The sequence below is a fragment of the Micromonospora sp. NPDC005161 genome, from assembly GCF_053599855.1.
This window is the reverse complement of record NZ_JBSFYQ010000089.1, coordinates 1-10,160: the sequence shown is the minus strand read 5'-3', so window position 1 is coordinate 10,160 and position 10,160 is coordinate 1. Positions and strand designations below refer to the sequence as shown.

Genomic DNA, 10,160 nt, shown 5'->3' with positions numbered 1-10,160 from the left:
GGGCGTCCCGCGGGACGCCCCGCCGACCCAATGGGCTGTGTCAGGAGCTGCAGGTGTTGAGCATGCTCTGCAGGGCGGACTTTTCGGATGACTGCAGGGTGAGGCTCCAGTTGTACTTCACGGTGATCCACATCTTGCTGTAGGTGCACCGGTACGACGACAGGGACGGCTGCCATGTGGAGGGGTCCTGGTCGCCCTTGGATTGGTTGACGTTGTCCGTCACCGCGATCAGCTGTGGGCGGCTCAGGTCGTTGGCGAAGCTCTGCCGGCGGCTGGTCGTCCAGGAGTTGGCGCCGGAGCGCCACGCCTCAGCGAGGGGCACGACGTGGTCGATGTCGACGTCGGAGGCCGCCGTCCAGGTCGCGCCGTCGTAGGGGCTGTACCAGCGGCCCGAGGTCGCCGCGCAGGAGCTGTCGACCACGACGGAGGTGCCGGCGCTTGAGGACCTGCTCGCGGGTGTTGCAGCTACCGCTGATCGTGATCCAGTGCGGGAACAGGTCCCGTGAATAGCCGCTGGTTGAGCCCTGCGCCGCCACGCCTGTGCGGAACCTGCGCCCGCCGGCAGCCAGGCCCGCCGCAGCGAAGATCAGGAGCGCCAACAGGACCATTCGCCGCCGTCCCACGCCCTTCGCACCTGATGCGAAACCGCGTCTAGGCTTGGCCCCCTAGTCGCCGGGGAGGATCACCAGTGCACGGTCGGGCAGCGAGGTCAGCACTCGACGCTGGCCGGTGGCCGGGTCGGCGGCGACCAGCTGCTCACCGCCGCATGCGGTCCTGCCGGCCTTGGAGGCACCGCCTCCTTCTTTTAAGGCCGGGTGGTCGGTGACTGATCGACATCGCATTCCCTCCGCCACCACGGTCATCGCCTCACCCGGAACCGAACCGCAATGATCGTCAACCATTCGCGGTGGTCTCATTACGACGCCGAAGGTATCCGATTTGGCGTAGACAGACTCCTTATCTGTGGGGGCTCGCCATCCCCCGAGCGACAGAGATTCCGCGTCCCTGGCGGAAGCGGCGCGACCGCGAACAACAGAGCGCCCGGCCGAGGAACGCTGGTTCCTCAGCCGGGCGGGGTGAAGGGTCAGGACTGGGTGTTTCCCCGGAACACGGGGTCGGCAGAGTCGTAGAAGCGCAGCCGAACGTCGCGAGCCGCCGTGAAGTGGACGTTGGCGCGTTCGCCCGCTACTTCGACATCGCGAGCCAGGATCGCCTCCAACAGCGCCTCGTGCTCGTCGCGGGAGTCCTGGTATCTCCCGGCGTGGTGAAGCGCCGTCGCCGGATAACGGCGGAGGTAGAGGTCGAGGCGCTTCAGGAAGTCGATCAGTGCGCTGTTGTGCGTGGCCGCCCAGATGGCTTCGTGGAACTTCCGGTTCGCGGCGTTCAGCGCGGCCACGTCGTCGGGCGGAACCTCTCGCAGGATCTCGTGCAGTCGGATGAGCTGCATCCGGTCGAAGCTGGTGTGCCGCTCCGCGGCCCCACGGGCGGCCGCGGCCTCCAGCGGAATACGTACCTCGTAGATGTCGAAGAGTGCCTGGGCACTGCGGCCGGCAACGCGGAGTTGCCGCTCTGATGACTCGACGAGGCCGTCACGGGTAAGCAGGCGCAGGGCCTCCCGAACTGGTGTCCGGCTGACGCCCATGCGCGTCGCGACCGTCGTCACGACCAGCGGCGCCCCGGCTTCGAGTTCGCCGCTGATGATGTCGTCCCGCAGCGTCACGTAGACGTCGGCGGCCAACTCTCTCGAACCGTTGGTCACCCCTTCGTCCCTCCCACATGTCTGCCTTCATTGCTCGACGGGAGCCATAAATCCAGCTCTGCAGGAGAGCCGATCTCCATCACGATGCGCGATACCATCCCCGTTTATAGCACCTTTGAAAGGAACGACTGCGTGCGGCCATTTTGCGGTCGGGCCAGAACTTGCTGCGGGTCGCCGTACTCGACAACGACTCCCTCGTCCATGAACACGACTGTGTCGGCGACCTCCCGGGCGAAGCCCATCTCGTGGGTGACGACGACCATGGTCATGCCCTCTGCCGCCAGCGACTTCATCACGTCCAGGACCTCGCCGACGAGTTCCGGGTCCAGCGCACTGGTCGGTTCGTCGAAGAGCATCAGCTTGGGCTCCATCATCAGGGCGCGGGCGATGGCAACGCGCTGCTGCTGGCCGCCGGAGAGTTGGCTCGGGTAGCTGTCCGCCTTGTGGGCGAGACCAACCCGCTCCAACAGCCGCTGAGCCCGCTCGGTCGCCAACTGCCGCGAGTCCTTCTTGACCCGTACGGCGGCCTCCAGGCAGTTGCCGAGAACGGTCAGGTGGGGGAAGAGGTTCCACTGCTGGAAGACCATCCCCACCTCGGCACGCTGGCGGCACACCTCCCGGTCACGCAGTTCGTGGAGGTTCTCGCCGACCTGGCGGTAGCCGATGAGATCGCCGTCGATCCAGATGCGGCCGGCCTGGATCTTCTCCAGGTGGTTGATGCAGCGCAGGAACGTGGACTTCCCCGAGCCGGACGGTCCGATCACGCACGTGACCTCGCCTCGGGCTACCTCGAGGGAGATCCCCTTAAGAACCTCGACCCGGCCGAAGGACTTGCGTACGCCCTCGGCGCGGACCATCGGGCCCGACAGGCTCGATGATGCGATTTCGGTCGTCAATGTCGTCTCCACTGTTCAGGCACCGGCCACCGCAGCCGGCGCGGGTTCGTCCCGCCGTGGCTTGCTCGACTGCGCCGAAGACCGCCCGATGTGCCGTTCCAGGCGGCCCTGCAGGAATGAGGTGATCGAGACCAGCAGGAGGTACCACAGGCTGGCGACGATGAGCAGGGCGATGATCTCGAAGTTTCCGGAGTAGATGTTCTGCGCGGTCGAGAGCAGGTCTCCCCCGGCGATGAACGCCACGAGCGAGGTGTTTTTGAGCAAGGAGATGAACTGGTTGCCGGCGGGCGGCACGATCACTCGAAGTGCCTGGGGAAGCACCACCCGGCGTAGCAGGAGCGCTCGGTTCATACCGAGGGCCTGCGCGGCCTCCACCTGGCCCCGGTCGACAGCGGCGATGCCGCCGCGGACGATTTCGGCGTTGTAGGCGGCCTCGTGCAGCGTCAGGCCCAGGAGCGCGGCGACGAATCCGGTGATGACGTCGTTGGTCTCGACGACGAACGACGTACCTGGGATGCCGATGTTTGGGAACAGCAGCCCGAGGTTGAACCAGAGGACGAGCTGCACGAGCAGGGGGACGCTGCGAAAGACCCAGACGTAGATTCCACTCAGCCAGGACAGCACCCGGCTGCTCGACAGCCGCATCACGGCGAGTCCGATTCCAAGCAGCAGACCGGTGATCTCGCAGATCACCGCCAGCTTCAGCGTCACCAGCAGGCCCTGCAGGATGGCGTCGGCGAACTGGTAATTCGCGATGACGTCCCAGTGCACATTGGGACTGGAAGCGAACGTCCAGACGAGGAACGCCGCGACCAGCACTGCGACCACCGTCAGCGCCCACAGTCCGGGCCGCGGGACCGGTTTCGCGCGGATCTCATTCTGGGGAGCCATGGTCAGCTGGTGCTCCCCTCCAGCGAGTCGCCGCCGTTGACGACGACCTTGTCCACGGCGCTGTCCTGGACGTCCCACTTCTCCAGGATCTTCTGGTAGGTGCCGTCCTTAATGATCTTGTCGAAGCCGTACTGCAGCGCGGCGATCATCTCTTTGTCGCCCTTCTTCACCGCGACCGCGTCGTATGAGGTCGCGAACGGCTTCCCGGCGACTTCGAGCTTCCCGCCGGACTCCTTCGACTGGTAGGCGGCCTTCCCGAGGTTGGCGATGTTGGCGTCAGCCCGTCCGTTCGTCAGCTGCAGAAGGGCGTCGGCAACCGTCGGGAACTTCAGGATCGTGACCTGCTCCTGGCCCGCCTGGACGCACTTGGCCGACTGGGCCTCGGCGAGGTCCACGGAGATGGTGCCGGTGACCAGGCTGAGGGTCTTTCCGCACATGGCGTCCTGGGAGTCGACCTTGCCGGGGTTTCCCTTCGGGACGATGAAGACCTGACCCGACTCGATGAAGTCGACGAAGTCGACCTGCTTCTGCCGCTCGGCGGTGTCGGTGACGCCGGACATCGCGATGTCGTAGCGGCCGGCCTGCAGGCCCGTGATAAGGGAGGCGAACTTCGTGTTGACGAACGTCGCCTTCACGCCGAGTGCCTCGGCGACCGCGTTGCCCATGTCGACGCTCACGCCGATGATGGTCTTGCCGTCCGGGCCGACGAAGTTGTTGGGCGGAAGTTGGGCGTCCGTGGCGATGGTCAGGGTTCCCGCCTCCTGAACGCTCTCGGGCAGCAGGGTGCTCACTGGACCGGGGGTACCGGTGGAGCTTGCGTCGGTCGTTTGGTCGGTCGATCCGCAGGCGGCCGCCCCGAGGAGCAGGGCCGCGCTGGCCAGGGTCGCGGCGGCGATGGAGTACATACGTTTGGGACGTTGGTTGGGCATCAGTAACCTTTTCTGTCTGGTGACCCGTGACTGGGGGCAAGCTGTCGAAGGCCCGACATGAGGTCGGTCATCGACGTCTGTGGGAGCCGCTGGAGCGCCTTTTCGAGTGCCTCCACCTGCGGCGCAGGCAGTGCGGTCGAGGCGTTGGAGCGGAACTTCATGAGGTGCTCGTCGGCGGTGAGCGTGCGAGCGCCGAAACCGCGGTTGACTGGGATTGCGATCTCCCCCTCCTGGCCCTGCTGGGTGCCGTAGCGCAGGACGCAGGAGATCCTTCGGGGGAAGGCGGCGGTGGCGGTGGCCGATTCGACCATGCGTACACGTCCCGCGAGCGCCCGCCGCTGTGGCTCGACCGCGGCGGCGTCGGTAAAGTCCTGCAGGCCCACCCCGAGCCCACCGCCCCCGAGCATCGCGGCCGCGAAGGCGTAGGGCCCGCTGAACTGGGCCTCGTAGCCGGTGGTCGGATTGGCCTTCTTCTCCGGCGGTTCGGCGATGGTCCGCAACGTGGGCTTGGCGACTCCGGCCTCGACCCAGTCGAGTTGGTCGGCGGTGATGCCGCGCTCGCGGAGCATGAGCGCGGCATCGATCACCGGGTGCGTGTAGATGTTGCAGGGGTACGGCTTGAAGCCGACGTCGCCCAGCGTCCAGCCGGTCCCCAGGTCGTCGGTCAGGGCGGCGAGGTCGACGCGGTCACCGCAGTGAGCCTGCAGGAACCCGAACCGTCCCTCGAGCACGGTGGGCGGACCGGTGAGCCCGGCAACGGCCAGTTCGGCCGCCACCGTGCCTGCGTGGGCGGCCCATCCACAGTGGATTTTCTTCACCGTGCCGCCGGTGCGGTTGGCCTCCAGCAGGCCGGCGCCCATGCTCGCCGCGAGCCCGATCGCGTGCCCGATGACGTCCTGGTCGCTTCCGAGCAGCATCGCCACCGCGACGGCGGATCCGAGGGTGCCGCAGATCGAGGTCGCGTGCAGGCCGCGTTCGAAGAAGACGGAGTTGCCGAGTGCGTCGTCGTAGCCTGCCATGCCGAGCCGGTTGGTGATCTCGATCCCGACCGCCGCGGCCGCCACGAGGGCGTCGTAAGAGGCGTCCACGGCTTCGGCGGTGGCAATCACCGCCGGAATGACCGAGGCGCTAGGGTGTAGAACCGACGGCAGGTGGGTGTCGTCGAAATCGAGGGCGTGGGCGAGGGTTCCGTTGTGGAAAGTCGCGGAGGCGGTCGGCACACGCTGGTTGAGCCCGATCGCGGTGGCGTGTGGGGCGCCGCCCCAGGTGCGCACGACGGTCGAGGTCACCGGGAACACGGCTGTGGTGGTGGCCGCGAGGGAGTTACCGAGAACGTCGACGATCCGGCCGTGGATGTCTTCGCCGAACCGCTCCACCAGCATGGGGTTGGCGCGATGGTCCGCGGCAAAGCGGGCGAGCAGGTGCGCGATCGGTTTGTCGTGGGAGGTCATTGTGCCGTCACCGCCAGCGGACGCAGGGGCGATCCCGTGCCGCCGAAGATCTTCAGCGGAATCGCGACGAACAGGAACTCCGCGATGTTGTCGGCCGCGAGCTTTTCGAGGTCGAGCATCTCGATGAGGTAGATGCCGCGTTCGACGAGGAGCAACCGGTGCACGGGCAACAGCGAATGCCCCTGCCCGGCGGGGATCTGTTCAACCGATGTCGTGTCGCCGCCAACGGCCACCACACCGGTGTCGGCGAGCCAGGCAGCCGCGTCGGTCGTGATGCCGGGTACGCCGTCGTGGAGGCCGAGGAACCGTTGCGGGTCGGCGAAGTGGCGGGACCAGCCGGTGCGGACAAGCACAACGTCGCCGGCGCGTACCTCGACGCCGGCAGCGGCGGCCGTGGTCTGCAAAGTGGCGGTGTCGACCGATACTCCGGGGGCGAGGACTTCGACGCCGGCAGTTGCCGCGACGTCCAGCAACACACCTCGGCGCAGGAACGGTGGGATGGTTTCGGCGCCGTGCTTGGTGAACCGTCCGGTCTGCTGGGCGGCTGCCGCATCGACTCCTCCGTGCAGGCATCCCGCGTCAGAGAAGTGGGAGAGCGCGTCGATGTGGGTGCCGACGTGCCCACCGGTAATGATGAGTTCGCTGGCCGAGGAGGTGCCGTCGGCGCGGTTCTGGTCACCGTGGCGGCGTTGCAGCGCCATGCGGAAGCCGGGGTGGTTGGGTGAGCAGGCCATCCCGGTCTGCAGGGTCTGGGCGAGGTCGTAGACCTTGCCGGCGGACAGGCTTGCCAGGACTGACGCTAGGGCGGGACTCGCGGTCACGATGCCTTCCCGAGTACGCCGCGCTGGATCAGTTCCTCGTCGATGCCGGCTCGTCGGGGTGAGCCGCCCCGGATCTCCTGAAGGCGTTTGGCCTCCCGTTGCTGGATCGCCTGTGCTTCGGCGAGCACGGCGTCGACGTCCTCGTGGGGGACGATGACCACGCCGTCGGCGTCGGCCACGACGAGGTCGCCCGGAGCGCAGACCACGCCGCCGATGGCGACCGGTCGCCCGATCTCGCCAGGCCCCTGCTTGAAGGGACCGGCAGGGCTCACGCCGCAGGCGAACACGGGCAGCCGCAGCTCCGCCAGGGACGCGACGTCGCGGACGGCTCCGTCGAAGACCAGGCCACCCACGCCGAGCGCGGCGGCGCTGTGCGCCATCAGTTCTCCGAACAGGGCACGGGTGAGGTCTCCTTGGCCGTTGACGACGATCACGTCACCTGGCTCGGCCATGTCGATCGCCTTATGGATCATCAGGTTGTCGCCGGCCCGGGTCCAAACCGGCAGGGCCGACCCGGCGCATCGTGCGCCTGGCCAGACGGCCTGGATGCGCGGATCGACCACGCCGAGCCGGTTCATGGCGTCGCCGATGTTGGGCGACGGCACGTCGGCGAAGGCGGCGACGGTGGTGGGGTTGGGTCGGGTCCACTCTGAGGTGACGCGAAATCCCGGCGTTCCGCTCATGCTGCGACCTCCTCGAGCTCGCGCTCCGTGGCGGCGATGGCTGTGGCTACGTCCACCACGTGCCCCTGCTCCTGTACGGCGCCGGCGAGCTGCCAGACGTCCAGGCGGATATCGTCGGGTCGGCAGTAGCCCATGGTCCCGATCCGGATGACGGTTCCGTCGAGCCGAGAACGGCGAGCGCCGGCGATCTGCGTGCCATAACGGTCGCGCATCGTGGCGACGATCTTGGCGGCGTCGACTCCCTCTGGCGCGCGGAGCACGCTGACGCAGGGGGACGCAACGTCGGCGTTGGGATACAGCGACAGCCCGAGTTCAGCGACGCCAGCCGCCAGTGCTCGGCCCAGGTGCGCCTGTCGCGCGAAGGTCTGGGTGAGGCCGGTCTCGTGCACCATCCTCAGCGCCTCGTGCAGGGCGCGGACGAGGTTGACGGCCGGGGTGAAGGTCGCCTGTCCCTGCGCCGCCATGTCGCGCGCTCGGCGCAGGTCGAAGTACTCCCCGCGTGGATCCACCTTGTCGATGCGCCTCCAGGCCTTCTCCGAGGCAGTCACCAGGGCAAGCCCTGGCGGGCACATCAGACCCTTCTGCGAGGCAGAGACGACCAGGTCCAAACCCCAGGCGTCCACCTCAATCGGGAGGCAGCCGAGGCTGGACACGGCGTCAACGACCAGCAGGGCCGAGGTGTCCCGTACGACGTCGCTGATCGCGGCCAGGTCCGTGACCGCCCCGGTGAAGGTGTCGTTGTGTGCCACCAGGACGGCGACGAACTCTCCACCATCCGGAGCCGACAGACGCCGACGCAGTGCCTCGGCATCGGCGCCACCGCCCCAGGAGGAGGACATAGCTTCAACGGACGCGCCGAGCGAGGCGGCGAGGCGGCCGAAGCGTGCCCCCCAGTGACCGTTGTCGAGGGTGAGCACCCGGTCGCCAGGTCGCAGACTGTTGGCGAGCACGGCCTCCAGGGCGCCGGTCCCGGACGACGTGAGCACGATCGGGTTGGCCGTCCTGGTCCCGAACAGCGGCTGCAACATGGCCGCCGTGTCGTGGAGGAGCTCCTTGAACTCCGAGCTGCGGTGATAGATCACCTGCTGGCCCAGTGCCCGTAGCACCCGTGGTGGGACTGGAGTTGGTCCCGGAACCCGAAGTCGCATGCGCTACCTCTCATCACTTTGCATCCATGCCTGTATACAGCCGTGAACAGATGTATGCAATAGGCTGCCGGGTGCAATACAGCCACGTTCTGAGCAAGTCGTGGAGGTGCGTATCCCGTGTGTTCAGACGGGATTGCACGTCTGAGGTGATGTGCCCTGGGTTTGGTGGAGTTGGTTTGGTTGACTTCTCGCGCTTCAAGATCGCTGAGGAGGCCATCCATGCCGAAGCCGTATCCGGCCGAGGTCCGCCGCAGAGTCCTTGATCTCGTCCGAGCCGGGCGCACGGTCACGGCCGTGGCGACCGATCTGGGGATCAGTGATCAGACCGTCTATAACTGGCGCCGGCAGGAGCGTATCGACTCCGGCCTGTTTCCCGGCGTGACGTCCACGGACCACGCTGAGCTGGTTGCCGCGCGCAAGCGGATCGCCGCGCTGGAGGTCGAGCTGGCCGTGCACCGGCGGGCGGCGGAGCTGTTGAAGGAGGCAGTGCCCCCAAAGCACGGTTCACGGCCATCGCCACGATGACCGCTGAAGGCCTACCCGCCCAGATCGCCTGCCGTGTCCTGGACGTCTCCGACGCAGGCTTCTACGCCTGGCGCAACCGCCCGCTCTCGGCACGCTCGCTGCGTCACACCTGGCTCAGCGAGCAGATCCGCCAGATCCACACGGACTCGCGCGGAACCTACGGCTTCCGACGAGTGCACGCCGAACTGGTCCTCGGCCGCGGCATCACCGTCGGGCACAACGCAGTCGAGATGCTGATGCGCCGCATCGGCCTAAAAGGCCCACCAGGCCACAAAAACCGGCGACCACGCCCCAACACGCCCTGCGCCACAGACCTCGTCGACCGCGCGTTCACCCGCCACGGACCGAACCAGCTGTGGGTCACCGACATCATCACCGAACACCCCACCCGCGAAGGCAAGGTCTACTGCGCCGTCGTCCTCGACGTCTACTCCCGCCGAGTCGTGGGCTGGTCCATCGACGCATCACAGACCGCGAACCTGGTCACCAACGCCCTGTCCATGGCCATCGGCAACCGCCGGCCCACCGGCACGATCATCCACTCCGACCACGGCACCCAGCCCAGTACACGTCCTGGGCGTTCACCCGCCGCGCCCGCGAATCCGGACTCGTCCCCTCCATGGGATCCGTGGGCGACTGCTACGACAACGCGGTCATCGAGTCGTTCTGGGGCCGCATGCAAACCGAACTACTCAACCGCAAGAAATGGAAGACCCGCACCGAACTGGCCAGCGCGATCTTCGACTACCTCGAGATCTTCCACAACCGCCAACGCCGCCACAGCTCACTCGGCATGCTCACCCCGATCGAGTATGAAAGGCTCCACCCGTTCATCACGTCCGCAGCCTGAGTCCACCAACACGGAACCCGGGGCACATCAGTCCAGCGCTGGCGGACCAGATCCCGATGCCAGCGCAGCAGGGTGCCCGGCCGAACGAACAACCCGTCCCACAATCGGCGGGGCAGCAGCCGTGTCAGGCCGGCCAGCACGCCCGGTCAGCCCAGTCCCACCCGCGGCCGAGCGACCTGTCGCCGCAGCACCGCCACCTCGTGACGC

9 protein-coding genes and 2 pseudogenes are annotated in these 10,160 nt (G+C 67.3%); 1 reads left to right on the top strand and 10 read right to left on the bottom strand.

Annotated features, from left to right (window positions below):
* Nucleotides 1-40: 40 nt before the first annotated feature.
* From ACWD5O_RS36350 to ACWD5O_RS36305, 10 genes and pseudogenes are all read right to left on the bottom strand, one after another.
* A pseudogene (locus ACWD5O_RS36350) lies at nucleotides 41-608 on the bottom strand (GmrSD restriction endonuclease domain-containing protein).
* Between the two features lie 57 nt (nucleotides 609-665).
* Entirely contained in the window at nucleotides 666-863 is a 198-nt protein-coding gene (locus ACWD5O_RS36345) for a hypothetical protein (RefSeq protein ID WP_450088087.1), read from the bottom strand.
* A 221-nt stretch (nucleotides 864-1,084) separates the two neighbouring features.
* The gene (locus tag ACWD5O_RS36340; protein WP_450088086.1) at nucleotides 1,085-1,759 is read right to left on the bottom strand and encodes a GntR family transcriptional regulator; all 675 of its coding nucleotides are present in this window, start codon (nucleotides 1,757-1,759) and stop codon (nucleotides 1,085-1,087) included.
* A gap of 104 nt (nucleotides 1,760-1,863) precedes the next feature.
* A complete protein-coding gene (locus tag ACWD5O_RS36335; protein WP_450088088.1) occupies nucleotides 1,864-2,616 on the bottom strand; it encodes an amino acid ABC transporter ATP-binding protein in 753 nt (250 codons plus the stop codon).
* Between the two features lie 54 nt (nucleotides 2,617-2,670).
* Entirely contained in the window at nucleotides 2,671-3,474 is an 804-nt protein-coding gene (locus tag ACWD5O_RS36330) for an amino acid ABC transporter permease (RefSeq protein ID WP_450088085.1), read from the bottom strand.
* A gap of 74 nt (nucleotides 3,475-3,548) precedes the next feature.
* Nucleotides 3,549-4,337: an ABC transporter substrate-binding protein gene (locus ACWD5O_RS36325; protein WP_450088084.1), complete on the bottom strand. Its 789-nt coding sequence runs from the start codon at nucleotides 4,335-4,337 to the stop codon at nucleotides 3,549-3,551.
* A 137-nt stretch (nucleotides 4,338-4,474) separates the two neighbouring features.
* Nucleotides 4,475-5,926, bottom strand: coding sequence for an MmgE/PrpD family protein (locus ACWD5O_RS36320; RefSeq protein ID WP_450088083.1), 1,452 nt, complete (start codon nucleotides 5,924-5,926; stop codon nucleotides 4,475-4,477).
* Complete coding sequence (locus ACWD5O_RS36315; protein ID WP_450088082.1) at nucleotides 5,923-6,747, bottom strand: cyclase family protein; 825 nt, start codon at nucleotides 6,745-6,747, stop codon at nucleotides 5,923-5,925. Before ACWD5O_RS36315 ends, ACWD5O_RS36320 begins: the two co-directional genes overlap by 4 nt.
* Nucleotides 6,744-7,430 (bottom strand): RraA family protein, encoded by a 687-nt coding sequence (locus ACWD5O_RS36310; protein WP_450088081.1) that lies wholly within the window; start codon nucleotides 7,428-7,430, stop codon nucleotides 6,744-6,746. Before ACWD5O_RS36310 ends, ACWD5O_RS36315 begins: the two co-directional genes overlap by 4 nt.
* On the bottom strand, nucleotides 7,427-8,578 hold the full coding sequence (locus tag ACWD5O_RS36305; RefSeq protein ID WP_450088080.1) for a pyridoxal-phosphate-dependent aminotransferase family protein: 1,152 nt from the start codon (nucleotides 8,576-8,578) through the stop codon (nucleotides 7,427-7,429). The genes ACWD5O_RS36310 and ACWD5O_RS36305 overlap by 4 nt, the downstream gene beginning before the upstream one ends.
* Nucleotides 8,579-8,797: 219 nt before the next feature.
* Between ACWD5O_RS36305 and ACWD5O_RS36300 the strand changes: the two are divergent.
* Nucleotides 8,798-9,953, top strand: a pseudogene (locus ACWD5O_RS36300) (IS3 family transposase).
* The last annotated feature ends 207 nt before the right edge of the window (nucleotides 9,954-10,160 follow it).

What these genes read in the sequence shown, in the direction of transcription:
- ACWD5O_RS36345 (WP_450088087.1), bottom strand. Translation starts at nt 863, where the DNA reads ATGACCGTGGTGGCGGAGGGAATGCGATGTCGATCAGTCACCGACCAC.
- ACWD5O_RS36335 (WP_450088088.1), bottom strand. Translation starts at nt 2,616, where the DNA reads ATGGTCCGCGCCGAGGGCGTACGCAAGTCCTTCGGCCGGGTCGAGGTT.
- ACWD5O_RS36320 (WP_450088083.1), bottom strand. Translation starts at nt 5,926, where the DNA reads ATGACCTCCCACGACAAACCGATCGCGCACCTGCTCGCCCGCTTTGCC.
- ACWD5O_RS36310 (WP_450088081.1), bottom strand. Translation starts at nt 7,430, where the DNA reads ATGAGCGGAACGCCGGGATTTCGCGTCACCTCAGAGTGGACCCGACCC.
- ACWD5O_RS36305 (WP_450088080.1), bottom strand. Translation starts at nt 8,578, where the DNA reads ATGCGACTTCGGGTTCCGGGACCAACTCCAGTCCCACCACGGGTGCTA.